Genomic DNA, 24083 nt, shown 5'->3' with positions numbered 1-24083 from the left:
ACCACGGTTTCCCTTCGTGGCGAAGCGTTCCTTGGACCAGAGTTCGATCCGGCAAACGGGGCCTTCCGGGCATGCGTGACTACCCGAACACCTATTACAGCGCCACCCGCCTTCCGGCGTCCGAGCGTCCTCCCCTGCGCGGCGCGGCGACGGCCGACGTCTGCGTGATCGGCGGCGGTCTGGCCGGCCTGTCGACGGCCTGGGAACTGATCCGGCTCGGCCGGTCGGTCGTGCTGCTGGAGGCGCGCTGCGTCGGCTGGGGCGCGTCAGGCCGCAACGGCGGGTTCGTTCTGCAAGGCTGGTCGGAGGGGCTGCGGGCCATCGAGAAACGCTGCGGCCTGGACCACGCCCGCGCGCTGTTTGGTCTTTCGGTCGAGGGGGTGGGGATCGTCCGCGACACCCTTGCCAAGCACGCCTTGCCCGGTTGCAACCCGACCGCCGGAAAGCTCAGCGTCACCCGTTACGAGGCCGCCGACCAGTTGCAGCGTCACCGCGACCGCATGGCGCGGCATTACGGCTACGACTTCACCTACGTCGACCGCCCGACGTTGCGCGGCCTGCTGAAAAGCGACCTCTATTTCCAGGCTCTGCGCGACCCGGTCGGTTTTCATTTCCATCCGCTGAACTACTGCCTGGGGCTGGCCGGACTGATCGAGAGGGCGGGGGGCCGCCTGTTCGAGGGCACCGCCATGACCGGCCTCCATCGGAACGCCAAGCCCGGCGCGGAGGCGCGCTGGCGCGTGGACACGGCGGACGGGTCCGTGGCGTGCCGCGACGTGGTGATGTGCGGCGGCGGTTACGGCGGGCGGGAGTTCGGCCCCTTGCACCGGGCCTTTCTGCCCATCGCCACCTATGTCGTGCTGACGGAGCGGCTCGGCGACCGCCTGTCGGATTTCGTCGCGACCACCGACGCGGTTGGCGACGACCGGCGGTCCTCCGACTATTACCGCGTCGTCGACGGCGACCGGCTGCTGTGGGGTGGGCGCATCACGACCCGCGACGAGCAGGACGAAAAGCGCCTGGCCGCCCTGCTGCGCCGGGACATGAGCGCGGTCTTCCCCGGTCTCGCCGACGTGCGGATCGAAAAGGCCTGGTCGGGGCTGATGGGGTACGCGCGTCATAAGATGCCGCACATCGCGCGGGTCGAGGACGGTCTGTGGAGCTGCTCGTCGTTCGGCGGGCACGGCATGAACACCGCCCCCATCGGCGGCCGGGTCGTCGCCGAGGCGATCACCGGGGAAAGCGACCGGATTCGGCTTTTCGCCCCTTACCGGTTGACCTGGAATGGCGGTATCTTCGGCCCCCCTGCCGCGGATCTGGTCTATGCGGGACTGCGTCTGATGGATGCCTGGCAGGAATCGCGATCCCGGCGGCAAGGCGCCTGACGGGACAGCCATCGATGCGAAGGGTGTGACGGCATGTCCGTGTCGGGCAACGAGCAGGGTTTCCGTCTGACGGAGAAGGACAAGCAGCTCCTCGCCCTGTTGCAGAAGAACGCGCGGGAGCCGACCTCCTCGCTGGCGCGCAAGCTCGGGGTGTCGCGGACCGCCTTGCAGGAACGCATCCATCGGCTGGAAAGCGCCGGGGTGATCGAGGGCTATTCGGTCCGCGTCAACCAGAGCAAGCTGATCTACACGGTCAACTGCTTCACATTGGCGGTCTGCAACAACAAGACGTATTCGGACGTCATCGCCCAGATGCGGATGATGGATTCGGTGCAGGCCGTCTACGCGATTTCCGGCGACTGGGACTTCGTCATCCACGTCGCGACGGAGACGCTGGAGAAGCTGAACGCCGAGCTGACGCGCATCAACATGATCAAGGGAGTCGTCCGCACCACCTCCTGCATCGTCATGGAGACGAAGTTCGACCGCCGCCTCGCCTTCATGGGCGGGACCGGCGCGAACTTGCTTCTGGAAGCCGGCGATGAGGGCGCGTCAAGGGGCGGGGATCGTCTCCGGCCCGAACCGCAGCCCTCATCCGGGGCCGTCGGCGGAGCCCGGCCGTCCGGGACCGATGCGGGCGCCGCGATTCCGTCGCAAGGCCTGGACGGAGACGACTGAGCAAACCCGAGGAACGAGGCCGATGGGCGGTCGCTGAGGGTGCATCGACAGAAGTGAAAAGCCCTTGCATCGGTCAAGTTGGAAACGGCCGTTCAGCAGCGACATTCAATGAGTGTGTTAAGCGTAAGCATAGCCATAAAAATAAAACAGTACAAAAAGTGAACATTATGATTTAATGAAAGACAAGGTTGCCGTGAGGACTGGGCCGGCGCGGTTCCCTGACGAGACGAATGGTCCACGGTTGCGAGGTTCCTCCATGGCGTTCAAACGCGTTAGCCAAACCCTGTTGCCGCCCCGTCGCTGGGCGCTGAAGGGGTATTATGGCGATGGCAAATCGACCTTCATCCTGGCCATGCAGCAGCCCACGCTCATGATCGACGCCGATGGCCGCCGGCATGAACTCAAGGGAAGCGAACTGTACGAGCTGAGCGGGGAGGCCGCCGACCACCGCTCGGTCGAGCGCATCCAGGATCTGCTCGACGCCAACATGCCCGGATCGGACATCCGGACGATCGCGATCGACAGCGTGACGTCGCTGATCGGCGTCTCAATCGCCCGTGCCATGCTGGACAACGCCGCCGACCGCAACAAGAACAAGAACCAAGCCTGGGTCGACAAGGCCGAGAAGATGCGCCTCCTGCAGGACGCCGTGACCGCGCATGGAACACACGTGCTGTGGATCTGGCACCTCGAGGACGGGCAGCTCAACGGCAAATCCCAGGTCCGGGAAACCCTGCCGGAAACCGAACGCGAGCGTCTGTACCGCTCGCTCAACGCCTCCCTGCGCATCGTGCGCGAGGAGGACCGCCGTGGTGTCCTGGTCGAATGGTCGCGCGAGGGGCCGTCCGGCATGACCATCTGGGACGACGAAGGCTACTGGAACGGCGTCCCGGAACGCATCGAGGCGGCGCTCTACGGGCAGGAGGACGGCAGCAAGCCAACGCCGCTCAACGCGGCGCCGCCGGACAAGCGGACCGGTTCCGGCTGGGAGGAGGGCGCGGAGCAGGGGGCCAAGGGCGAGCTGTCGTTCTACAGCCCGGCCGAAGCCTTGGCCTGGGGGGTGGAGCAGGGCGCCTACCCGAACGCCGAGGCGGCGCAAGCCGCCTACGACCAGCTCAAGCTCGAACGCGGGCCGCGCAACGCCAGGGAGATGTACCGGGCCTGGATCGAGCTGGTCCAGAAGCCGCAACGCCGCCGGGCCTGAACGCCGGTTTCCCCGCCGAGGCCGTGGTGGTCAGGCGAGCCTGCGGGAGGGCGGTTGCCCGCCGGCAGGCCCGCCGCCGGGTTGGGCGGTCGTGAAGTTGCCGTCCTCGCGGCCAAGCTCTCCCAGCAGCTCGTCGATGATCCGCAGCACCGGCTTGGTGGTGGCGTTCGGCTCGCTGTCGGCGCGCCGGACGAGGTAGAGCGTGCGCGTCAGCGGCGGATCGACCACCGTCCGCAGCACCAGCGTGCCGGCCGCCACCTCGCGCGCCACCGCGCTGTGCGGCAGGACCGCGCAGGCCAGACCGCGCGTGACCACGTCCTTGATCGCCTGCATCGATTCCAGCGAGAAGGCCACCTTCGGCACCAGCCCGTGCGCGGTCATCGTGTCGGTGATCAGCCGGCGGACGAGATCGCCCTCGTTGGGCATCGCCAGTTCGGCGCGGGCCAGATCGCGGAGCGCCACCGGATCCGCCCGGTCGAAGGCCGAGCCGGGTGGGGCGATCAGGCACAGCGCCTCGTCCAGCCGGGCCTCCCGGTGCAGGATGCGACCGGGCGGCACGCTGTAGGCCAGGGCCAGATCGAGCTTGCCCGACTCCACATGGTCGATCAGCGTGTAGCTCAACTCCTCGAACAGCTTCAGCTCCACGTCGGGCAGCGCCGCGCGCAGCCGCTCCATCAGCCGGCTGGTCAGCAGCCCCGACAGGCTGGGCGTCAGGCCGAGCGCCAGGGTGCGCGGCGTCTGGCCCGCGGCCTCGCGCAGCGTCCGCTTCAAATCCTGGAGACGGCGCAGCATCAGCCGCGCCTCGTCCAGGAAGATCAGGCCGGCGGGGGTCGGGTGCGTGCCGGTCACCGTGCGGACCAGCAGCGGCACGCCGAACTCCCGCTCCAGCGCCTTTATCTGCGTGCCCAGCGCCGGTTGGGCGATGTTCATGATGGCCGCCGCCTTGCTGATGCTGCCGAGTTCGCACACCCGGACGAAGCTCTCCAATTGCCGGCTGCGCATGCCGCCCATTCCCTCCCCCTTGGACCGGCCGGTTCGTCATGACCCGGTGGCCGGGCTGAACGTTGCACTGGATTGCTGAGGGGGCAAACAATTTTCTTATGGGGGTGTTCCGAACCCGTTCTGGACAGCCCATCCCCAATCATTTTGTATGTTGTCGAAACAATCAGTTCCGCAACGGCGGACGCCGAGAGGGAGAGAACCGCCATGCCCGGCCTATCGACGGAGAGAGTGCCGATGCGCCCGGAGCTTGGCGGTGGCGCGCGCCAGCCGCAACCGCTGCATCCCGGCCGTCCGGCCCCGTCCGACGCCCACGCCGTGCTGACCGGCGTCACCCGCGTCTTCGGTTCGGTGGTCCACGCCCTGGGGCCGGTCGATCTGGAGTTGCGGCGCGGCGAGTTCTTTTCCATCGTCGGCCCGTCGGGCTGCGGGAAATCCACCCTGCTCGACGTTCTGGCGGGCTTGAGCGCCCCCAGCGACGGCACCATCACCTTCGAGGGCAAGCGGGTGAACGGCACCGTCCCCGACGGGGTCGGCGTGGTGTTCCAGGAGGACGCGTCCTTTCCCTGGCTGACCGTGCGCGACAACATCGGCTTCGGGCTGAAGCGCGCCGGCTTCCGTGGTGCGGAGGCCGCCGAGCGGGTGCGCCACGCCATCGATTTCATGGGGCTCAACGACTTCGCCGACGCCTACCCCAGCCAGTTGTCCGGCGGCATGCGGCAGCGGGTGTGCATCGCCCGCACTCTGGTCATGCGCCCGCGCCTCGTGCTGCTCGACGAGCCGTTCGGCGCGCTCGACCAGCAGACCCGCCTGCTGATGGGCGACGAGCTGCTGCGGCTGTGGCGGGCCAGCGGGGCGACCGTGCTGTTGATCACCCACGCGCTCGACGAGGCGGCGATGCTGTCGGACCGCATCGGTGTGATGTCGTCGCGCCCCGGCCGCTTCATCGAGATCGTCGAGACCGGCTGGTCGCGCGACCGCACCAGCGCGATTGCCGCCGACCCCGCCTTCGGCGCGATCACCACCCGTCTGTGGGACACCCTGCGGGGTGAATCCATGAAGGCCATGGCCAGCCAGCGGAGGAACGGGGCATGAGGTCGGCCGGCGCGCTGCGCCTCCTCCTCACCATAGGCGCGATCTTGGCCCTGGAGGCGGCGTGCCGGACCGGACTCGTCGGGCGCGGCAGCATGATCCCGCCCTCGGAGATGCTGACCGAGCTGGTCCGCCTGATGGGCACCGCCGGGTTCTGGACGCAGGCCGGCGGCACGCTGCGCAACATCGCCGCCGCCGCCCTGGCCGCGATGGTCGTCGGCTTCGCCGGCGGGGCCGCCCTGCACGCCGTGCCCCGCGTGCGGCGCGCGGTGGAGCCGCTGATCGCCAGCTACTACGCGCTGCCCTTCTTCGTGCTGTACCCGTTGTTCATCGTGCTGTTCGGCATGAACGCGGTGCCGATCATCTTCATGGGCTTCCTCTACGCCGTGATGGCGATGGTGACGGGGACGCTGGGCGGGCTGGACCGCATCCCGCCGGTGCTGCGCAAGGTCGGCCGCACCTACCGGCTGGGCCGCCTGCAGGACGCGCTGCTGATCCAGCTGCCAGCGGCGGGGCCGCACATCTTCACCGGGGCCAAGCTGGCGCTGAGCTATTCCGTGACCGGCGTCATCGGCGCCGAGTTCATCCTGGCCAGCAGCGGCCTCGGCTACTCCATCTCCTTCGCGTACAACAATCTCCAGGACCGGACGATGTACGCGCTGCTGCTGTTCGTCGTGGTCTTCGTCTCCACCCTGACGGTCCTGCTGCATTGGGCCGAGCAGAAGGTCCGCCACCGGTCGGGCGCCGGGCGGACCGGGATGACCGGCGAGAGCGCCGGTACGGCCGAGAAGCTGCTGGCCGGCGCCGTCATCCTGCTGGTCATCCTGGGCGCGTGGCAGATCTTCCACACCGTCGCCGGCAGCGAGGCGCTGGCCTCCCCGCTGGTCACGGCGCAGCGGATGACGACCCTGTTCGGCAACCCCGGCTTCTGGGCCAACGTGACGGAAACCGCCCAGGCGCTGGGGCTGTCGCTGCTGATCTCCTGCATCGGCGGCGGGCTCGCCGGGGTCGTCATCGGCGCCAGCCGGTCGGTGTCGGAGGTGCTGGAGCCGATGTTGGTGACCATCTACGCGATCCCCAAGGTCACGCTCTACCCGGTGATCCTGCTGTTCTTCGGACTGGGCATGCCGGCCAAGGTCGCCTTCGGCGCGCTGCACGGCTTCATCCCGATGATGCTGGTGACGATGGGGGCGATCCGCGCGATGAACCCGGTGCTGCGCCGCTCCGCCCGCGCCATGCGGCTGTCGCCGGCGCAGACGCTGTCCACCATCCTGGTCCCGGCGACGGTGCCGGAGATCGTCACCGGCCTGCGCATCAGCTTCTCCATCACCCTGCTGGGCGTCATGGTCGGCGAGATGTTCGCGTCCAAGCGCGGGCTGGGCTTCATGATCATGAACGGAATCAGCGTCAACGACACCGCGACCATGATGAGCATCACCGTGCTGATCGGCCTGTTCGCGGTGGTGGTGAACAGTGCGCTGTTGGCGCTCGACCACCGCCTGCACCGGGCCTGAACTTCCGCCTCCGGGCGACACCGGCCGGTCGGCATCGTCATCCCCTTTCACCCGAACCCGCCGCCCGAGGCGCGGGAAGGACCCCGTCATGCCCATCGAGACCGCCACACTGATCGACGTTCACGCCCATGTCCGGCTGGAGGCCACCAACGGCGCCGCCGGGGTCCATGGCCCGGAGCACGGCGTGGATGAGAACGGCCTGCCCTGGTACCGCGTCGGCAACTACCGGCTGAGCGGGGTGCGCCACGCCAACAGCCCCTTCACCGACCCGGAGCTGCGGCTCCAGCGGATGGAGAAGGCCGGCATCGACTTCCAGGTTCTGTCGGCCAGCCCGCTGAACTACTTCCACCACATCGACGTCCCCTCGGCGGTGTCCTTCTGCCGGCGCCACAACGACGCGCTGGCGGAGCTGGTCAACCGCTACCCCGGCAAGCTCGGCGGTCTGGCCGCCCTGCCGATGCAGGACCCGATGGCGGCGCGGGAGGAACTGGAACGCTCCGTGAGCGAGCTTGGCCTCTGGGGCGCCGCCACCGGCACGGAGTTCGCGGGCGAGCCGCTGCACAGCCCGGCCTTCGACCCGCTCTACGAGGCTTTCGTCAAGCTCGACGTGCCGCTGTTCCTGCACCCGGCCCCGGCCGGCATCGACGGGCCGCCGGGCGATCCGGCGCTGAAGCGCTTCGACCTCGACGTCATCATCGGCTTCGCCGCGCAGGAGACCATCGCCGTCGCGACCCTGATCTTCGGCGGCGTGCTGGAGCGTCATCCGAAGCTCGACGTGTGGATCAGCCACGGCGGCGGGGCGGCGGCCTTCACCGCCGGGCGCTTGGCCCAGGCCGGCATGAAACGCCCCTGGGCGACGCAGGCGATGAAGAAGGACGGCGCCTTCGAGGAGGCGATGGCCCGCCTGTGGTTCGACACGCATCTGAACGACGACCGCGCGCTGGCCCTGCTGACCCAGATCGTCGGACCGGAGCGGCTGGTCTTCGGCACCAACTTCGCCGGCTGGGACCAGCCCGAGGACGGCCATCACGGCGCCGTGTCCCCGACGCTGGCCGACAACGCGCGCCGCCTGCTGCGGAAAATGCCGGCCCCAATCCAGGCCAAAAATCAAATCGAGGGAGGAACGCCATGACCATCACCCGTCATCTGACCCGGGCGCTCGCGGCCGTGCCGCTGCTCGGCGCGCTGCTCGCCACGCCGCCGGCCCAGGCGCTGGAGATCATGGCGTCGCATTACGGCGCCCTGCTGAACACCGCCCCCATCGCCGTGGCCCTGGAGCGGGGCGACTACGCCAGGAACGGCGTCGACGTCACCGACGTGATGAGCTCGGTCGGCGGCGGGACCGGAATCCGCAACATGGTGGGCGGCGGTCTCGGTTACGGCATCGTCAGCACCTCCACGGCGCTGGCCGGCATCAAGCAGGGGATGGACATCCGCATCGTCCACACCGCCATCCGCCGGGTCGACGACCTGCTGTGGGTGACCCGGCCGGACAGCGGCATCTCCTCGATCAAGGATCTGGTCGGCAAGAAGGTCGGCATCACCGCGCCGAAATCCTCGGGCGAGCTGCTGGTCAACATGGCCTTCGAGGCCGCCGGCTACCCCGGCAAGGCCGACATGGTGGCGCTCGGCTCGGTCGGCTCCGGCCTGTCGGCGCTGGAGCAGGGCGGGGTGGACGCCGCGCTGATCCTGGAGCCGCTCTACAGCGCCCGCAAGGACCGCTACAAGGTCGCCTTCTCGCTGGAGAACCTGCCGTCGATGACGCCGACGGTCGGCGTCGCCACCGGCGACTTCATGCGCAAAAACCCGGAGCAACTGCGCGGGTTGCTCGCCGCGTGGCGCTCGGCGGTCAACTTCATCTACGAGAACCCGGAGGAGGCCGCGAAGATGGTCTCCAAGCGCTACGGCGACACCCTGCCGCTGAACGTCGCCACCATCTCCATGAAGCGGATGGCCGACATCAAGTACTGGAGCCAGGGCGAGTTCGACATGGACGCCCTGAACATCTGGGTCAAGGGCATGGAGCGCCTGGGCGAGTGGTCCGGTCCGGTGGACTGGTCCAAGGTGCTCGACAATTCCTTCCTCGCCGCCGACCTGCGCAAGTGAAGGATGCCCCGACCATGACCGGAAACACCAGGACCGGGCACGGTGATCTGGCGGTCGTCATCGGCGGCGGCAACGGCATCGGCGCGGCGACCGCCCGGCTGATGGCCGAACGCGGCTGGCGGGTCGTCGTCGCCGACAAGGACGTGGCCTCGGCCGAACGGGTGGCGGCGGGGATCGCCGTCACCGCCCCGGCCACCGCCGTGGAGTTGGACATCGCCGACGCCGACGCGGTGGAGGCCGCCTGCGCCGCTATCACGGCGGCGCACGGCCCGGTCACCGCCCTGGTGGTCGCCGCCGCCGTGTTCCAGGACGTGCTGCCGCCAGCGCAGTTGCCGCTGGAGGTGTGGGAACGCACGGTCCACATCAACCTGACCGGCACCTACTACGCCAACCGCGCCTTCGGCACGCGCATGGCGGAGCAGGGGAGGGGCAGCATCGTCAACATCGCGTCGATCGCCGCCATCGGCTCGGTTCCGGTCCACGCCTACGCGTCGAGCAAGGCGGCGGTGGTCAGCCTGACGCTGAATCTGGCCGGGGAATGGGGACGGGCCGGGGTGCGGGTCAACGCCGTCTCCCCCGGCTCGACCCTGGTGCCGCGCGTGGCCGAGCGCATCAAATCCGGCCGCTACGCCGCCGACCCGGCGGAGTTCACCGCGCTCGGCCGCATCGTCGAGCCGAACGAGGTGGCCGAAACCATCGAGTTCCTGGCGTCGAGCCGCGCCTCCGCGATCACCGGGGTCAATCTGGTGGTGGACGCCGGTTGGCACGTCGCCTCCACCTGGGCGCAGTACGGCGGGGTGCGCCCGGCGCCGCGCCGTGCAGGGACCGGGGCGGGGGCCGGGGAATGAACCCGCTCTCGCTCTCCTACTACACCGTGCCGGAGCTGTCGCCGCCGGACATGGTGAGCGTCGCGGCGGAGGCCGGCTGCGCCCATGTCGGCCTCCGCCTGCTCGGCGGGCAGCCGGACGGCGAGCCGATGCCGCTGCTGGCCGATCCGTCCCTGCGGCGGGAGATGAAGCGCCGGATGGCCGACACCGGCGTCACGGCGCTCGACGCCAACACCGCGCGCGTCCTGCCGCACACCGACCTCGACGCCTTCCGACCCTTCCTGGAGGTCGCGGCGGAACTGGGCGCCCGCCATGCGCTGGCGACCGGGGACGACCCCGATCCGGGACGGCTGGCGGCGCGGCTGGGGCGGCTGTGCGACGACGCGGCCGGCTTCGGCCTGACCGTGCAGTTCGAATTCGTTTCGTGGATGAGCGTTCCCAGCGTCACCGCCGCCGCCGCCCTGCTCGACCGGATCGACCGGCCGAGCATGGGCATCGCGCTGGACGCGCTGCATTACCACCGCTCGGGCGGAACCCCCGCCGACGTGGCCGCCGTGGAACCGGCGCGTTTCGCCTACATGCACCTGTGCGACGCCCCGGCGGCCTATGCGGACGACCGCGACTCCCTGCTGCACGTCGCGGTGAAGGAGCGGCTGTTTCCCGGCGAGGGCGGCATCGATCTGGCCGGGCTGCTGCGCGCGCTGCCCCCCGGCCTGCCGCTGGCCCTGGAAATCCCGACGGCGACGTTGGCGCGCAGCGTGGATGCCCCCGCCCGCGTCGCCCGCGCCGTCGCCGCGACCCGCCGCCTGCTGGCGACCCTCTGAGGAAAGGAAGCTCCACCATGGCCAATCCGGAGGCCGCGTCCGTCATCCGCGCCTGCGCCCAGGCGGTTCTCCAGGCGATCGAGGCTCACGGTCACGACACCGCCAAGCTGACCGCCGCCCTGCAAGCCCCCTTCGCCGCGCTGGTCGCCCGCCCGGATCTGCGCGAGGCCGGCGTGCCGCGCACCGGCAACCACGTCGCCAACTCGCAGTATCTCTACTACGACGGCGACCTGTCGATCCTGCTGTTCGAGCTGCCCAAGGGCAAGCCGATCCCGGTCCACGACCACGGCAATTGGGAAAGCATGGCGATCTACCGGGGCCGGGTGCAGCACACCGTCTACGAGCGGCGCGACGACGGCTCGGTCGAGGGCTTCGCCGACCTGACGGTGATCGAGGACCGGGTGCTGGAGCCCGGCGACAGCGCGGTGATCGCGCCGCCGGCCGACATCCACGGCTTCATGGCGCTGACCGACGACAGCTGGGGGATCACCGTGGCGAGCGGCACCTACAAGACGGAGCGCTGCTACTTCCAGCCCGACGCCAAGACGGTCGTCACCAGGAACCCGCGCGGCTGAGCCGCCGCACAGCCCGCACACGAAGCCCGCACATGAAGGCAGAACCCATGGATCTCGGACTGAAGGGCAAGGTCGCGCTGGTGCTCGGCGGCAGCCAGGGGATCGGCCGGGCCGCCGCGCTCGGCTTCGCCCGCGAGGGCGCCGCCGTCGCCATCTGCGGACGCAACGCCGAACGGCTGGAAGCCGCCCGCGCCGCGCTCGCCGCCACCGGCGTGCCGGTGCTGGCCGTCCGCGCCGACGTCGGCGATCCGGCCGACGTCGAGCGGCTGGTCGAGGAAGCCGCCGCCGCGCTGGGCACAATCCACATCTTGGTCAACAACGCCGCCGGCCCCAAGCCCGGCCTGTCCGACACGCTGGACGAGGCCGATTGGGAGGCCGCCTTCCGCCTGACCCTGATGTCGGCGGTCAACGCCACCCGCGCCGCGCTGCCACACATGCGCCGCCAGGGCTGGGGACGGATCGTCAACATCAGCTCCTACTCCGTGAAGCAGCCCATCGGCGAGCTGATGCTGTCCAACAGCCTGCGGCTCGGCGCGCTCGGCTGGGCGAAGACGATGGCGACGCAATTGGCGCCCGAGGGCATCCTCGTCAACACCGTCTGCCCCGGCTGGACCGCGACCGACCGGATGCGGCAGGTCGTCGGCGCCCGCGCGGCGGGGCAGGGCGTTTCGGCGGAGGCGGCGGCGGCCGGCATCGCCGACGGGATCCCGCTCGGTCGCTTCGGCACGCCGGAGGAGATCGCCGACCTGATCGTCTTCCTCGGCTCCGAACGCGCCGCCTACATCACCGGCACCGCCATTCCCGTGGACGGCGGCATCGTCCAGAGCGCGCTGTGACGCGCGCCCACTCTTCTTCTGGGAAGGATGTTTCCATGACCAAGACCGCTCTGGTGACCGGGGCCGGCGGGGGGCTGGGCGCCGCTATCGCGCGCCGTCTGGCCGGCGAGGGCTATCGCGTCGCCCTGCTCGACACCGACGCCGCCGGGCTGGAGGCGGAGGCCGCGCGCATCCCCGGCAGCCTCGCCCTCCGGGCCGACGTGACCGACGAGGCGCAGATCGAGACCGCCGTCGCCGCGATGAGCGAGGCCTTCGGCGACGGCCCCGACGTGCTGGTCAACAACGCCGGCATCGTCCGTTTCGGCGACCTGCTGGAGCACAGCGTCGCCGATTTCCGCAAGGTGGTGGACGTGAACCTCACCGGCACCTTCATCGTCACCCGCGCGGTGGCGCGGCGGATGGCGGAGCGCGGGTCGGGCGCCATCGTCAACATCACCTCGCTGAACGCCGTCGCCCCCAGCCCGGACGCCGGCGCCTACCCGGCGACCAAGGCGGCGGTGGCGCTGCTGACCGAGCACATGGCCCTGTCCTTCGCCCCGCGCGGCGTGCGGGTCAACGCGGTCGGCCCCGGCTTCATCGACGCCGGGATGTCGGCGCCGATCTACGCCGACGATTCGGTGCGCGCGGTGCGCGGCGGCGCCGTGCCGGCCCGTTCGCTCGGCACCGCCGACGACGTCGCCGACGCGGTCCTCTTCCTGGTGTCGGACAAGGCGCGCTACATCCACGGCCAGCATCTGATGGTCGACGGCGGCGTGTCCTTCAGCCTGAAGATGCACCTGCCCCGGCGGGCACCCACGGTGACGCGCTGACCGCCATGATCCGCAACCTGATCCTGACGGGCGGCATCGGCCACCCCTTCGCCGACGCCGCCCCGGCGCTGGACGGGGTGCTGGCCGGGGCCGGCATCCGCTCCACCGTCACCGAGGACATCGAGGGCGGACTGGAGGAACTCGACCGCGGCGGCTTCGATCTAGTCACGGTCTACGCCCTGCGCTGGCGGATGCTGGGCAGCGAGAAATACGCGCCGCACCGGGACGCCTGGGCCTTCTCGCTGTCGCCGGACGGGCGCGAACGCCTGACCCGCTTCGTCACCGGCGGCGGCGGGCTGCTTGGCCTGCACACGGCGCTGGTCTGTTTCGACGACTGGCCGGGCTGGGCCGATCTGCTGGGCGCCGCCTGGGTGTGGGGCCGCTCGGGCCACCCGCCGCTCGGCCCGGTCACCCTGCGCCCGACCGACGCGCCGCACCCGATCACCGACGGGCTGCCGGCCTTCACGGTGATCGACGAGGCCTACCGCGACCTTGACCTGGCGCCCGATGTCGTGCCGCTGGCGACCGTCGAAGCCGGAGAGGGCGGGGCGTGGCCGGCGCTGTGGGCGCGGGAGGTCGGGCGCGGACGCGCGGTGACCGACACCATCGGCCACGACCGCGCGACCCTGGAGCATCCGGTCCACCAGCAGATTCTGACCCGTGCCGCCCTGTGGGCCGCACGCCGCCTCTGACCATTCATCACCCTTCCGTTCAAGGAGACCGACGCCATGGAAACCTCCCACCCGCAGCCGGCCGCAGCCGTCCGGACCCCGCTTCCGACGTCCCCGGAGACTCCCGTCTTCCAGCGGCTTTCCGGAGTCCTGGGTGCCGAGACCGACACGCTCGACCTGTCGCGGCCGCTCGACCCGGCGACGGTGGAGGCGGTGCGGACGGCCTTCCGCGAGAATCACCTGCTGGTGATCCGCAACCAGTCCCTCGACAAGGAGCGCATGTACCGCTTCGCCGAACTGTTCGGCCCCATCGAAGGCCACATGATCCGGCTGGCCGACGGGTCGAAATGGGACGCGGTCCACACCATCACCAATCTGGACGCCGTCGGCAACCCGGTGGCCAAGCCCTTCATCAGTTCCAACTATTTCTGGCACACCGACAAGTCGTTCCTGCCCGAGCCGTCGCTGCTGACGATGCTCCAGGCGGTGGAACTGCCGCCCGACGGCGGCGACACCCAGTTCGCCGACATGACCAAGGCCTACGACGCGCTGCCCGAGGACACCAAGCGGCGGATCGGCGGGCTGAAGACGGTGCAGAGCCTGGAGTTCATGCGCCGCTACACCGGCAGCGCCCCGCCGACCGAGGAGGACATCGCCGCCGCCCCGCCGATCGCCCATCCGCTGGTCCGCACCCATCCGGAAACCGGCCGCAAGAGCCTGTACATCGGCATGTACAGTTCGCACATCGAGGGCATGCCCGAGGAGGAGGGCCGCGCGTTGCTGGAGGAGTTGCTGGCACACGCCACGCAGGACCGGTTCATCCACACCCACAAATGGCGGCATGGCGATCTGGTGTTCTGGGACAACCGCTGTCTGCTGCACCGGGCCATCGCGAATTACGAAATGGGCAAGCACCGCCGCGTTCTGATGCGCGTCGTGGTCAAAGGCGATACCCCGCGCTGAGGTGGTTCCCCCGCCGAAGGCTTCACCGCCGACTTGATGGCGCCGCGCCTCACTCACACAGTATGCGCGGCGACCGGCTTGCCCTTTGCGGTGCTTGTCGTCGCGATCGTCGTAAAAGAGCTATCGCCTCACCCCCGGTCGTGCCGATCAAATCCTGCGGATGATCCCGCCGCCGGTGGACACGCGGAATGGCTCAGCCACGCGGCTGCGCGAGGGTCCGCGCCGCGCCCGACCGGACCAGCAGGTCGGTATCGGGGGAGAAGCGCGCCTTGAGCGGCAGCATGGCGGCGCCCAGCACGCGGGCCATCGGCCCGATCGAGCCGGCGGTGACGGTGGCGCTCTTCAGGCCCGACCGGTTGAAGCGTTCCACCGCCGCGGACAGCCGCTGCGTGAAGCGGTCGCGCCAAGCCGGCGGCAGGAAGCCGTCCACCACCACCTCCTGGAAATCGATCACGCTGAGGGCGGAGACGATGGCGCGCGACAGCTCTATGGTCGCGGCGCCGGCCCAGGCGTCGAAGACGGCGTTCGCCTCGGTGCCGGCGCCGTCGGTGAGCGCTTGCGCGGGGTCGATCCCCTCGGCCTCCAGCGCGCGTTCCAGCAGGAAGATGGACGCGCTGTGGATCAGTTGGCTTGGCGGTGCCCCAGGGGCGGCCGACCCGGTCGGCATGGAGCCGATGGCGCCGGCGTTGCCTTGCTCACCGCGGTACAGATGGCCGTCGATCACGACGCCGCCACCGATGAAGGTGCCGAGATAGATGTAGAGGGCGCTGCGGCTGGTGATGGCATGGCCGGCGATCATTTCCGCCGCGCAGGCCGCAGCCGCGTCGTTGTGGACCGTCACCGGCAAGCCGGTCTCCCGCCCCAGCGCCCCGGCGACGTCGGCGTCGCGCCACCCGTCGAGCGCGCCGGCCGCCAGCCCCAGTTCCGCCGACCAAGCATGGATCTCGTCCGGCATGGCGATGCCGAGGCCGACCACGCGGGACCGCGCCGTTGGGGAGAGATGGCCGAGCAGCCCGACCGCCTGGGCGACCGCCGTCGCGATGGTTGGTTCCGGCAGGGGAGCCTCGTAGCGCACCCGGCTGGTCCCCAGTTCCTCGCCCAGCAGGTTGATGAGGATCGCCTCGGCGCTGCGCCGGCCGATCTTCACGCCGAGCGCATAGGCGCCCTCCGGATTGGGGGCGATGGGGGTGGAGGGCTGTCCGACCTGGCCGCGCACCTTGTCGAGCTTGACCAGCAGCCCGTCGTCGAGCAGGCGGTTGACGATCACCGAGGCGGCTTGGCCGCTCAACCCGGTTTCGCGCGCGACCTCCGCCTTGGACAGCGTGCCGGCTTGCAGCAGCGCGTGCATGACCAGCCGCTCGTTGTAGGCGCGCAGCCCGGTGGTGTCGCCGCCCCGCATGCTTTCGCGATCCCCGCTTTCCGAAGTTGCCCGAAAGCCAGTGTAGCAACCGCATATAATAAAATCAAAGTGATTTATTTATTGGCTCCAACACCGGGGGGGGCGTCACGGTTCGCACAGGCTTCGGACGACGGCAAGCCATTTTCTGGCAACGCAAGAATTCCATCGTTCCCGATGGGTGTGCGATTGGCTTTGCTGCTTTGCGGTGGCGCCGGGAAGGACGGTGGCGAACTGGACGGCATCCCATCGGGAAATCGTTTGCGTGAATATAAAAATCAATGTGATTTATATATTGCATCCTCTCCGAAGCCGGATTTATAGTGTTGGTCAGCTATGCAAACCGAAGGGCGTCGCCCGTTCCGGCGCGCGGGGAGTCCCCGCAAGGCCGGCAGGGGCGGAGGGAATCCCGTCGGGCGGTCCACGCCTGCGCTGGCGCGGCCGGACAAGGATATTTGGGAGGAACCAAGCATGAAGACGCGCGTGCTATCCCTGACGGGTGCGGCGGTGGCCGCCTTTCTCGGCGCTTCCGCCCAGGCGGAAACGCTGTCCATCGCCACGGTGAACAACGGCGACATGATCCGCATGCAGAAGCTGGCGGATCACTTTACCAAGGCGCACCCCGACATCACGCTGAACTGGGTGACGCTGGAGGAGAACGTGCTGCGCCAGCGCGTGACCACCGACATCGCCACCAAGGGCGGTCAGTACGACATCCTGACCATCGGCACCTACGAGGTGCCGATCTGGACCAAGCAGAAGTGGCTGATGCCGCTCGACAAGCTGGGGGCGGGTTATGACGCCGACGACCTGCTGCCGTCGATCCGCAACGGCCTGACCGCCGGCGGCACGCTCTACGCCGCGCCCTTCTACGGCGAAAGCTCGATGGTCATGTACCGCAAGGACCTGTTCGAGAAGGCCGGGTTGACCATGCCGGAGGCGCCGAGCTGGGCCTTCGTCGCCGACGCCGCGCGCAAGCTGACCGACAAGAGCAAGGAGGTCTACGGCATCTGCCTGCGCGGCAAGGCCGGTTGGGGCGAGAACATGGCCTTCATCAGCGCCATGGCCAACTCCTACGGCGCCCGCTGGTTCGACATGGCCTGGAAGCCGCAGTTCAACACCGATCCCTGGAAGCAGACGCTGACGACCTATCTCGGCCTGATGAAGGACGCCGGCCCGCCGGGCGCCTCGTCGAACGGCTTCAACGAAAATCTCGCGCTGTTCCAGACCGGCAAATGCGCGATGTGGATCGACGCCACCGTCGCCGCCTCCTTCGTCTCCAACCCGGCGCAGAGCAAGGTGGCGGACAAGGTCGGCTACGCGCTGGCGCCCGACAATGGGCTGGGCAAGCGGGCGAACTGGCTGTGGGCCTGGAACCTCGCCATCCCGGCCAGCAGCAAGAAGGGCGACGCGGCGCAGAGCTTCATCGCCTGGGCGACCTCCAAGGAGTATCTGGAACTGGTCGCCAAGGAGGAGGGCTGGGCCAACGTGCCGCCGGGCACCCGCAGCTCGCTCTACGCCAACCCCGACTACCAGAAGGCGGCCCCCTTCGCCGACCTGACCCTGAAGTCGATCCAGGCGGCCGATCCGCTGAAGCCGACCGTCCAGGAGGTGCCCTACACCGGCGTCCAGTTCGTGGCGATCCCGGAATTCCAGGGCATCGGCACCGGCGTCGGCCAAGCCTTCTCGGCGGCGCTGGCCGGGCAGGTGAGCGCCGATCAGGCGTTGCAGAACGCCCAGGCGCTGGCCACGCGCGAGATGACCAAGGCCGGCTACATCAAGTAGCCGGTTTCCGTCGGGTCGCCTCTCCCGGTCATCCGCCCGCCTCCGCAACGCCGCCTCTCAAGGGTCGAGCCCATGGCCACCGCCCATTCGCGTGCCGCCGCGCGCCTGACGATGGCGCCCGCCGTCGTCCTGCTGCTCGGCTGGATGCTGATTCCGCTCGCGATGACGCTCTACTTTTCGTTCCTGCGCTACAACCTGCTCATGCCGGGAACCGAGGAGTGGATCGGCACCCTCAACTATCAGTATTTTCTGACCGATCCCGCCTTCTTCACGGCGCTCGGCAACACGCTGGCGCTGGTCGGCGGGGTGCTGGCGCTGACGGTCTGCGGCGGGATCGGGCTCGCTCTGCTGCTCGACCAGCCCTTCTGGGGGCGGGGGATCGTCCGCCTGCTCGTCATCGCCCCGTTCTTCGTCATGCCCACCGTGTCGGCGCTGGTGTGGAAGAACATGCTGATGAACCCGGTGAACGGGCTGTTCGCCGCCGTCGCCAGGGGGCTGGGCCTCCAGCCCTTCGACTTCCTGTCGGAGGCGCCGCTGTCCTCGATCGTCCTGATTGTCACCTGGCAGTGGCTGCCCTTCGCGACGCTGATCCTGCTGACCGCGCTGCAGTCGCTCGACCGCGAGCGGCTGGAGGCGGCGGAGATGGACGGGGCCGGGGCGGTCGACCGCTTCGTCCACATCATCCTGCCCCATTTGGCCCGCGCGATGACGGTGGTGACGCTGATCCAGACCATTTTCCTGCTGTCGGTCTTCGCCGAGATCCTGGTGACGACCAACGGCGGTCCGGGCAACGCCACCACCAACATCACCTATCTGGTCTACAGCCTCTCGCTGCTGCAATTCGATGTCGGCGGCGGCTCCGCCGGGGGCATCGTCGCCGTCGTCCTCGCCAACATCGTCGCCGTCTTCCTCATGAGGATGATCGGCCGCAACCTGGATCTCTGACGCCATGGCGCGCGCCGCAACCAACCGCCGCAAGCTGGTGCTGACCCTGCTGGCCTGGACCGTCGGGATCGCGATGTTCTTCCCGATCCTGTGGACCGCGCTGACCAGCTTCAAGACGGAGGCCGAGGCCATCGCCTCGCCGCCGTCCTTCCTTGCCTTCCACTGGACGCTGGAGAACTACGCCGAGGTGCAGGCGCGGTCCGATTATTTCCTGCACTTCATGAACTCGGTGGTCATCTCGCTGGGCTCCACGCTGGCCGGGCTGCTGGTCGCCGTACCCGCCGCCTGGTCGATGGCCTTCGTGCCCGGCCGGCGGACGCGCGACGTGCTGATGTGGATGCTGTCGACCAAGATGCTGCCGCCGGTCGGCGTGCTGATCCCGATCTACCTGCTGTTCCGCGACAGCGGCCTGCTCGACAGCCGGATCGGGCTGATCATCGTGCTGACGCTGATCAACCTGCCGATCATCGTCTGGATGCTGTTCACCTATTTCCGCGAGATTCCAGGCGAGATCCTGGAGGCCGCGCGGATGGACGGCGCCGGTCTGCGGGAGGAGATCCTCTTCGTGCTGCTGCCGATGGCGGTGCCGGGGATCGCCTCCACCCTGCTGCTCAACGTCATCCTGGCGTGGAACGAGGCGTTCTGGACGCTGAACCTTTCGGCCTCGCAGTCGGCGCCGCTGACCGCCTTCATCGCCAGCTACTCCAGCCCAGAAGGGCTGTTCTACGCGAAACTGTCGGCCGCCTCGACCATGGCGGTCGCGCCGATCCTGATTCTCGGCTGGTTCAGCCAGAAGCAGCTCGTGCGCGGCCTGACCTTCGGCGCCGTGAAGTAGGAGCCCCGCCTGTGGGAGAGATCGTTCTCAACCGGATCACCAAGAGCTTCGGCGACGTGTCCGTCATCCCGCCGCTCGACCTGACCATCGCCGACGGCGAGTTCGTGGTGTTCGTCGGCCCGTCCGGCTGCGGCAAGTCCACGCTGCTGCGCCTGATCGCCGGGCTGGAGGACAGCTCGTCCGGCGCCATCCGCATCGACGGCAAGGACGCGACCGCCCTGCCGCCCGCCCAGCGCGGGCTGGCCATGGTGTTCCAGTCCTACGCGCTGTACCCGCACATGACGGTGCGCAACAACATCGCCTTCCCGCTGAAGATGGCGCGGATGGACAAGGCGGCCATCGACCGCAAGGTCGAGGCGGCGGCCAAGGTCTTGAACCTGACCAGTTACCTCGACCGCCGGCCCGGCCAGCTTTCGGGCGGCCAGCGCCAGCGCGTCGCCATCGGCCGCGCCATCGTGCGCGAGCCGACCGCCTTCCTGTTCGACGAGCCGCTGTCCAACCTGGACGCGGCGCTGCGCGTCAACATGCGCCTGGAGATCTCCGAGCTGCACGCCAGCCTGGGCACCACCATGATCTACGTGACCCACGACCAAGTGGAGGCCATGACCATGGCCGACAAGATCGTGGTGCTGAACGCCGGCCGCATCGAGCAGGTGGGTTCCCCCATCGAGCTGTACAACCGGCCGTGCAACCGCTTCGTCGCCGGCTTCATCGGCTCGCCGCGCATGAACATCATCGAGGGGGCGGAGACCGGCGGGCAGGCGCACGCCATCGGCATCCGTCCTGAGCATCTCGCGCTCTCCACGGACAGCGGCCATTGGGCCGGGACGGTGAGCGTGTCGGAGCATTTGGGGTCCGACACCTTCGTCTATGTCCAGGTGGACGGCGTCGGAACGCTGGTCGCGCGGGCCGGCGGCGAGTTCCCGGTCCGCCACGGCGACCGCGTGTGGCTGACGCCGCAGCCGGACAGGCTCCACCGCTTCGACGCCGAGGGGAAGGCCCTGTGAGACCCCTGTGAGAAAGGATCCCGCCATGAAACGTCTCGACGGCAAGTCGGCCATTGTCACCGGCGCGGCGCGCGGCATCGGTCGCGCCTTCGCCGCCGCCTACGTGCGCGAGGGCGCCACCGTCGCCATCGCCGACATCGACCTCGCCGCCGCCGAGCGGACGGCGGCGGAGATCGGCGAGGGTGCCTACGCGGTGGCGCTGGACGTAACCGACCAGGGCTCCATCGACGCCATGGTCGAGGCGGTGGCGGCGCGGGCCGGCGGCGTCGACATCCTGGTCAACAACGCCGCCGTCTTCGATCTGGCGCCGGTCGCGGAGATCACGCGCGCCAGCTACGACCGGCTGTTCGCCATCAACGTCGCCGGCACCCTGTTCACGCTCCAGGCGGTGGCCAAGCGGATGATCGCGCAGGGGCGGGGCGGCAAGATCGTCAACATGGCCTCCCAGGCCGGCCGCCGCGGCGAGCCGCTGGTCGCCGTCTATTGCGCGAGCAAGGCGGCGGTGATCAGCCTCACCCAGTCGGCGGGCTTGAATCTGATCCGCCATGGGATCAACGTCAACGCCATCGCCCCCGGCGTGGTGGAGGGCGAGCATTGGGACGGCGTCGACGCCCTGTTCGCCAAGCATGAGGGGCTTCCGCCCGGCGAGAAGAAGCGCATGGTCGGCGCGGCGGTGCCCTACGGCCGCATGGGCCGGGCCGAGGATCTGACCGGCATGGCCGTCTTTCTGGCCAGCGCCGAGGCCGACTACGTCGTCGCCCAGACCTACAACGTCGACGGCGGCAACTGGATGAGCTGACGCCGGCCGTCCTTTTTGCGCCGTCCTTTCCGTGCCCCCTCTTTCCAGGGAACCGTCATGACCATCGCCCTTTCGGCCGGCACGCTTCCGGCCCTCGCCGACAAGGCTTCGGTGCCGGCCTACGACCGCGCCGCGCTGTCCGCCGGGATCCTGCATTTCGGCATCGGCAACTTCCACCGCGCCCATCAGGCGGTCTATCTCGACCGCCTGTTCGGCCAGGGCCGCGATCACGACTGGGCCATCCTGGGCGCCGGCGTCATGCCGTCGGACCAGCGGATGCGCGACGCGCTGGAGCCGCAGGACTGGCTGACCACCGTGGTCGAGCAGTCGGGCGCGCAGAGCCTCGCTCGCGTCACCGGCGCCATGATCGGCATGCTGCCGGTCGGCGACACGGAGGCGATCGTCGCCGGGCTGGCCGATCCGGCGATCCGCATCGTCTCGCTGACGGTGACGGAGGGCGGCTACTACATCGACGCGGCGGGCGCCTTCGACGCAGGCCACCCGGCGATCCGCGCCGACATCGCGTCGCCGGAGAGTCCCGCCACCGTCTTCGGTCTGATCGTCGCCGGGCTGGCCCGCCGCCGCGCCGCCGGCCTCGCACCCTTCACCGTGATGTCCTGCGACAACATCCCCCACAACGGCGTCGTCACCCGCAACGCCGTGCTGGGCATTGCCCGGCCCATCGACGCCGGTCTGGCGGACTGGATCGCCGCCGAGGTCGCCTTCCCCAACGGCATGGTCGACCGCATCACCCCGGCCACCGGCGACCACGAGCGCGCGGCGCTGGCCGCCGATTTCGGGATCGAGGACCGCTGGCCGGTCTTCTGCGAGGACTTTACCCAATGGGTGCTGGAGGACCGCTTCTCCGCCGGCCGCCCGGCGTTGGAGGCGGTGGGAGTCCAGTTCGTTTCCGACGTGACCCCGTTCGAGACGATGAAGATCCGCATCCTGAACGGCGGCCACGCGATCATCGCCTATCCGGCCGGGCTGCTGGGCATCACCCACGCCCACGAGGCGATGGAGACTCCGCTGATCCGCGACTTCCTGCGCAAGGTCGAGCGGGAGGAGATCCTGCCCATCGTGCCTCCGGTGCCGGGGACGGACCTCGCCGCCTATTTCGCGATCATCGAGCAGCGCTTCGCCAACCCGAAGATCAAGGACACCATCCGCCGGCTCTGCCTCGACGGTTCCAACCGCCAGCCGAAATTCATCGTGCCGTCCATCGCCGACCGGCTGAAGGCCGGCACCGGCATCGAAGGGCTGGCGCTGGAGTCGGCGCTGTGGTGCCGCTACTGCCATGGCGAGACCGAGGACGGCGCGGCCATCGAGCCCAACGACCCCAACTGGGAGCGGCTGACCGCCGTGGCGAAGCGGGCGCGCGTCGAGCCGGGCGTCTGGCTCGACATGCACGAGGTCTATGGCGAGACCGGCCGCTCGGAGATCTTCCGCGACCGCTTCGCCGGGGCGTTGCGCGCCCTGTGGGCGGACGGCACCCGCGCGGTGTTGACCCGCTACGTCGGCGGTGCGCCGTGACCGCCGGACCGCAAGGCATCGATGTCCTGTGCCTGGGAGAGGTGCTGATCGACTTCATGCCCGCCGGCCCCGGTGTCGCACCGGGAAGCATCGGCGGCTTCACCCCGGCGGCGGGCGGCGCCCCGGCCAACGTCGCGGCCGGGCTGGCCCGGCTGGGGGTGCGCAGCGCCTTCCTCGGCCGGGCGGGGGCGGACGGCTTCGGCCGCTTCCTGGCGCGGGCGCTGGCCGATGCCGGCGTCGATGCCGGCGGCCTGCGCCTCGTGCCGGGCGCGCGGACGCCGGTCGCCTTCGTGTCCCTCGACGCGGAGGGCGAGCGCGAGTTCCTGTTCTACAGCGAGCCGATGGCCGGCTTCTCCCCAGCGGATTTCGATCCGGCGGCGGTGGCGGCGGCCCGGCTGCTGCACACCGGCTCCATCGGGCTGATCGCCCCGGAGGCGCGGCAGGCGAGCCGGACGGCGGTGGAGACGGCGCGCCGCCACGGCCGGCTGCTGTCCTTCGACGCCAACCTGCGCCTGTCGCTGTGGCCCGACCGCGACACGGCGGAGCGCCTGATCCGCGAGGGCATCGCCGCCGCCGGCATCGTCAAGCTCAGCGACGAGGAGCTGGAGTTCCTGACCGGCACGTCGGAGCCCGAAGCGGGCGGCCGGACGCTGTGGCACGGCGACTTGCGCCTGCTGGTGGTGACGCACGGCCGCGACGGTTCCACCTTCCTGACCCGCGACGCCTGCGAGCGTGTTCCGGGCATGGCGGTGGCGACCGTCGACACCACGGGGGCCGGCGACGCCTTTGTCGCCGCTTTGCTGGCCGGCATCCTGGAGGATGTCGGCACCGCCTTCACCCCCAGCCGCCTGCGCGGGATCTGCCGCTTCGCCAACGCCGCCGGCGCCCTGGCCACCACGAGTCCGGGCGCCATCCCGGCCCTGCCGGACCGGGCGGCGGTCAACCGCTTGCTGGGCGGGTAGGAGAGGGAGGGACGGCGTTCACACCGGGAAAAGGGATCGCGCGCCATGTTTCTGGGAATCGACATCGGCACGTCGAGCGTCAAAGCTGTCCTGACCGATGCCGACGGTCTGGTCGTGGCCACCGCGTCGCGCGCCTGCACGGTTTCGCACCCGCACCCGCTGTGGTCGGAGCAGGAGCCGGAGGATTGGGTCGCCGTCGCCGTCGCCTCGGTGGATGAACTGGCTGAAAAGCTCCCGGACGCCGTTGCCGCCGTTGCCGGCATCGGCTTTTCCGGCCAGATGCACGGTGCCGTGCTGCTGGGGCAGGACGGCCGGGTGCTGCGGCCGGCCATCCTGTG

Annotated in this window: 24 protein-coding genes; 22 read left to right on the top strand and 2 right to left on the bottom strand. The window is 69.6% G+C overall.

What is annotated here, in order from left to right; all coding sequences use genetic code 11:
- Positions 1-71: 71 nt before the first annotated feature.
- The 3 genes from EJ913_RS29195 (at position 72) to EJ913_RS29185 (ending at position 3267) form a co-directional block, all read left to right on the top strand.
- Positions 72-1385 (top strand): NAD(P)/FAD-dependent oxidoreductase, encoded by a 1314-nt coding sequence (locus EJ913_RS29195; RefSeq protein ID WP_127004603.1) that lies wholly within the window; start codon positions 72-74, stop codon positions 1383-1385.
- A 33-nt stretch (positions 1386-1418) separates the two neighbouring features.
- Complete coding sequence (locus EJ913_RS29190; protein ID WP_127004602.1) at positions 1419-2063, top strand: Lrp/AsnC family transcriptional regulator; 645 nt, start codon at positions 1419-1421, stop codon at positions 2061-2063.
- 256 nt (positions 2064-2319) lie between these two features.
- Complete coding sequence (locus EJ913_RS29185; RefSeq protein WP_185909996.1) at positions 2320-3267, top strand: AAA family ATPase; 948 nt, start codon at positions 2320-2322, stop codon at positions 3265-3267.
- Between the two features lie 30 nt (positions 3268-3297).
- On the opposite strand, the gene EJ913_RS29180 is transcribed toward EJ913_RS29185, so the two are convergent.
- Complete coding sequence (locus EJ913_RS29180) at positions 3298-4269, bottom strand: LysR family transcriptional regulator (RefSeq protein ID WP_185909995.1); 972 nt, start codon at positions 4267-4269, stop codon at positions 3298-3300.
- Positions 4270-4503: 234 nt separating this feature from the next.
- On the opposite strand from EJ913_RS29180, the gene EJ913_RS29175 reads away from it, so the two are divergent.
- The 11 genes from EJ913_RS29175 to EJ913_RS29120 all read left to right on the top strand — a co-directional run bounded on the left by EJ913_RS29175 (position 4504) and on the right by EJ913_RS29120 (position 14483).
- Positions 4504-5361, top strand: a complete 858-nt coding sequence (locus tag EJ913_RS29175; protein ID WP_127004598.1) for an ABC transporter ATP-binding protein — start codon at positions 4504-4506, stop codon at positions 5359-5361.
- Entirely contained in the window at positions 5358-6872 is a 1515-nt protein-coding gene (locus EJ913_RS32820; RefSeq protein WP_238520290.1) for an ABC transporter permease, read from the top strand. The genes EJ913_RS29175 and EJ913_RS32820 overlap by 4 nt, the downstream gene beginning before the upstream one ends.
- Positions 6873-6960: 88 nt before the next feature.
- On the top strand, positions 6961-8004 hold the full coding sequence (locus EJ913_RS29160; protein WP_127004597.1) for an amidohydrolase family protein: 1044 nt from the start codon (positions 6961-6963) through the stop codon (positions 8002-8004).
- Positions 8001-8978 (top strand): ABC transporter substrate-binding protein, encoded by a 978-nt coding sequence (locus tag EJ913_RS29155; protein ID WP_127004596.1) that lies wholly within the window; start codon positions 8001-8003, stop codon positions 8976-8978. The genes EJ913_RS29160 and EJ913_RS29155 overlap by 4 nt, the downstream gene beginning before the upstream one ends.
- A gap of 14 nt (positions 8979-8992) precedes the next feature.
- On the top strand, positions 8993-9826 hold the full coding sequence (locus tag EJ913_RS29150) for an SDR family NAD(P)-dependent oxidoreductase (RefSeq protein WP_127004594.1): 834 nt from the start codon (positions 8993-8995) through the stop codon (positions 9824-9826).
- Positions 9823-10629, top strand: a complete 807-nt coding sequence (locus EJ913_RS29145; RefSeq protein WP_127004592.1) for a sugar phosphate isomerase/epimerase family protein — start codon at positions 9823-9825, stop codon at positions 10627-10629. The genes EJ913_RS29150 and EJ913_RS29145 overlap by 4 nt, the downstream gene beginning before the upstream one ends.
- Positions 10630-10646: 17 nt before the next feature.
- Positions 10647-11204, top strand: coding sequence for a cupin domain-containing protein (locus tag EJ913_RS29140; RefSeq protein ID WP_127004590.1), 558 nt, complete (start codon positions 10647-10649; stop codon positions 11202-11204).
- A 32-nt stretch (positions 11205-11236) separates the two neighbouring features.
- Entirely contained in the window at positions 11237-12040 is an 804-nt protein-coding gene (locus EJ913_RS29135) for an SDR family oxidoreductase (RefSeq protein WP_211099067.1), read from the top strand.
- A 35-nt stretch (positions 12041-12075) separates the two neighbouring features.
- Positions 12076-12849, top strand: a complete 774-nt coding sequence (locus tag EJ913_RS29130) for an SDR family NAD(P)-dependent oxidoreductase (protein ID WP_127004588.1) — start codon at positions 12076-12078, stop codon at positions 12847-12849.
- Between the two features lie 5 nt (positions 12850-12854).
- Positions 12855-13541, top strand: a complete 687-nt coding sequence (locus EJ913_RS29125) for a ThuA domain-containing protein (protein ID WP_127004586.1) — start codon at positions 12855-12857, stop codon at positions 13539-13541.
- Positions 13542-13577: 36 nt separating this feature from the next.
- Positions 13578-14483, top strand: coding sequence for a TauD/TfdA dioxygenase family protein (locus EJ913_RS29120; RefSeq protein ID WP_127004584.1), 906 nt, complete (start codon positions 13578-13580; stop codon positions 14481-14483).
- Between the two features lie 193 nt (positions 14484-14676).
- Here EJ913_RS29120 and EJ913_RS29115 read toward each other — a convergent pair whose 3' ends face one another.
- Positions 14677-15882, bottom strand: coding sequence for an ROK family transcriptional regulator (locus EJ913_RS29115; RefSeq protein WP_211099066.1), 1206 nt, complete (start codon positions 15880-15882; stop codon positions 14677-14679).
- A 468-nt stretch (positions 15883-16350) separates the two neighbouring features.
- Here EJ913_RS29115 and EJ913_RS29110 point away from each other — a divergent pair, with 468 nt between their 5' ends.
- The 8 genes from EJ913_RS29110 to EJ913_RS29075 form a co-directional block, all read left to right on the top strand.
- A complete protein-coding gene (locus EJ913_RS29110) occupies positions 16351-17664 on the top strand; it encodes an ABC transporter substrate-binding protein (protein ID WP_127004582.1) in 1314 nt (437 codons plus the stop codon).
- Between the two features lie 72 nt (positions 17665-17736).
- A complete protein-coding gene (locus EJ913_RS29105; protein ID WP_127004580.1) occupies positions 17737-18609 on the top strand; it encodes a carbohydrate ABC transporter permease in 873 nt (290 codons plus the stop codon).
- Between the two features lie 4 nt (positions 18610-18613).
- A complete protein-coding gene (locus tag EJ913_RS29100) occupies positions 18614-19444 on the top strand; it encodes a carbohydrate ABC transporter permease (RefSeq protein WP_127004578.1) in 831 nt (276 codons plus the stop codon).
- An 11-nt stretch (positions 19445-19455) separates the two neighbouring features.
- A complete protein-coding gene (locus EJ913_RS29095; RefSeq protein WP_127004576.1) occupies positions 19456-20451 on the top strand; it encodes an ABC transporter ATP-binding protein in 996 nt (331 codons plus the stop codon).
- A 25-nt stretch (positions 20452-20476) separates the two neighbouring features.
- Positions 20477-21250 carry an L-iditol 2-dehydrogenase gene (locus EJ913_RS29090; protein ID WP_127004574.1) on the top strand — a complete coding sequence of 258 codons (774 nt, stop codon included), beginning with the start codon at positions 20477-20479 and terminating at the stop codon, positions 21248-21250.
- 57 nt (positions 21251-21307) lie between these two features.
- On the top strand, positions 21308-22783 hold the full coding sequence (locus EJ913_RS29085; RefSeq protein WP_127004572.1) for a mannitol dehydrogenase family protein: 1476 nt from the start codon (positions 21308-21310) through the stop codon (positions 22781-22783).
- Entirely contained in the window at positions 22780-23745 is a 966-nt protein-coding gene (locus EJ913_RS29080; RefSeq protein WP_127004570.1) for a PfkB family carbohydrate kinase, read from the top strand. The genes EJ913_RS29085 and EJ913_RS29080 overlap by 4 nt, the downstream gene beginning before the upstream one ends.
- A 45-nt stretch (positions 23746-23790) precedes the next feature.
- On the top strand, positions 23791-24083 hold a 293-nt coding region (locus tag EJ913_RS29075; RefSeq protein WP_244939545.1), incomplete at its 3' end, for an FGGY family carbohydrate kinase.

Origin of the sequence: Azospirillum doebereinerae, from assembly GCF_003989665.1 — a bacterium.
GTDB classification, from domain to species: Bacteria; Pseudomonadota; Alphaproteobacteria; order Azospirillales; family Azospirillaceae; genus Azospirillum; species Azospirillum doebereinerae.
This window is presented reverse-complemented; position numbering and strand designations above follow the sequence as displayed.

Excerpts from the sequence above, each read along its gene's own strand:
- EJ913_RS29130 (WP_127004588.1), top strand. The coding sequence starts at position 12,076 with ATGACCAAGACCGCTCTGGTGACCGGGGCCGGCGGGGGGCTGGGCGCC.
- EJ913_RS29195 (WP_127004603.1), top strand. The coding sequence starts at position 72 with ATGCGTGACTACCCGAACACCTATTACAGCGCCACCCGCCTTCCGGCG.
- EJ913_RS29175 (WP_127004598.1), top strand. The coding sequence starts at position 4,504 with ATGCGCCCGGAGCTTGGCGGTGGCGCGCGCCAGCCGCAACCGCTGCAT.
- EJ913_RS29180 (WP_185909995.1), bottom strand. The coding sequence starts at position 4,269 with ATGCGCAGCCGGCAATTGGAGAGCTTCGTCCGGGTGTGCGAACTCGGC.
- EJ913_RS29145 (WP_127004592.1), top strand. The coding sequence starts at position 9,823 with ATGAACCCGCTCTCGCTCTCCTACTACACCGTGCCGGAGCTGTCGCCG.
- EJ913_RS29185 (WP_185909996.1), top strand. The coding sequence starts at position 2,320 with ATGGCGTTCAAACGCGTTAGCCAAACCCTGTTGCCGCCCCGTCGCTGG.
- EJ913_RS29190 (WP_127004602.1), top strand. The coding sequence starts at position 1,419 with ATGTCCGTGTCGGGCAACGAGCAGGGTTTCCGTCTGACGGAGAAGGAC.
- EJ913_RS29090 (WP_127004574.1), top strand. The coding sequence starts at position 20,477 with ATGAAACGTCTCGACGGCAAGTCGGCCATTGTCACCGGCGCGGCGCGC.
- EJ913_RS29135 (WP_211099067.1), top strand. The coding sequence starts at position 11,237 with ATGAAGGCAGAACCCATGGATCTCGGACTGAAGGGCAAGGTCGCGCTG.
- EJ913_RS32820 (WP_238520290.1), top strand. The coding sequence starts at position 5,358 with ATGAGGTCGGCCGGCGCGCTGCGCCTCCTCCTCACCATAGGCGCGATC.
- EJ913_RS29115 (WP_211099066.1), bottom strand. The coding sequence starts at position 15,882 with ATGCGGGGCGGCGACACCACCGGGCTGCGCGCCTACAACGAGCGGCTG.
- EJ913_RS29160 (WP_127004597.1), top strand. The coding sequence starts at position 6,961 with ATGCCCATCGAGACCGCCACACTGATCGACGTTCACGCCCATGTCCGG.
- EJ913_RS29125 (WP_127004586.1), top strand. The coding sequence starts at position 12,855 with ATGATCCGCAACCTGATCCTGACGGGCGGCATCGGCCACCCCTTCGCC.
- EJ913_RS29155 (WP_127004596.1), top strand. The coding sequence starts at position 8,001 with ATGACCATCACCCGTCATCTGACCCGGGCGCTCGCGGCCGTGCCGCTG.
- EJ913_RS29105 (WP_127004580.1), top strand. The coding sequence starts at position 17,737 with ATGGCCACCGCCCATTCGCGTGCCGCCGCGCGCCTGACGATGGCGCCC.
- EJ913_RS29140 (WP_127004590.1), top strand. The coding sequence starts at position 10,647 with ATGGCCAATCCGGAGGCCGCGTCCGTCATCCGCGCCTGCGCCCAGGCG.
- EJ913_RS29150 (WP_127004594.1), top strand. The coding sequence starts at position 8,993 with ATGACCGGAAACACCAGGACCGGGCACGGTGATCTGGCGGTCGTCATC.
- EJ913_RS29085 (WP_127004572.1), top strand. The coding sequence starts at position 21,308 with ATGACCATCGCCCTTTCGGCCGGCACGCTTCCGGCCCTCGCCGACAAG.
- EJ913_RS29110 (WP_127004582.1), top strand. The coding sequence starts at position 16,351 with ATGAAGACGCGCGTGCTATCCCTGACGGGTGCGGCGGTGGCCGCCTTT.
- EJ913_RS29100 (WP_127004578.1), top strand. The coding sequence starts at position 18,614 with ATGGCGCGCGCCGCAACCAACCGCCGCAAGCTGGTGCTGACCCTGCTG.
- EJ913_RS29120 (WP_127004584.1), top strand. The coding sequence starts at position 13,578 with ATGGAAACCTCCCACCCGCAGCCGGCCGCAGCCGTCCGGACCCCGCTT.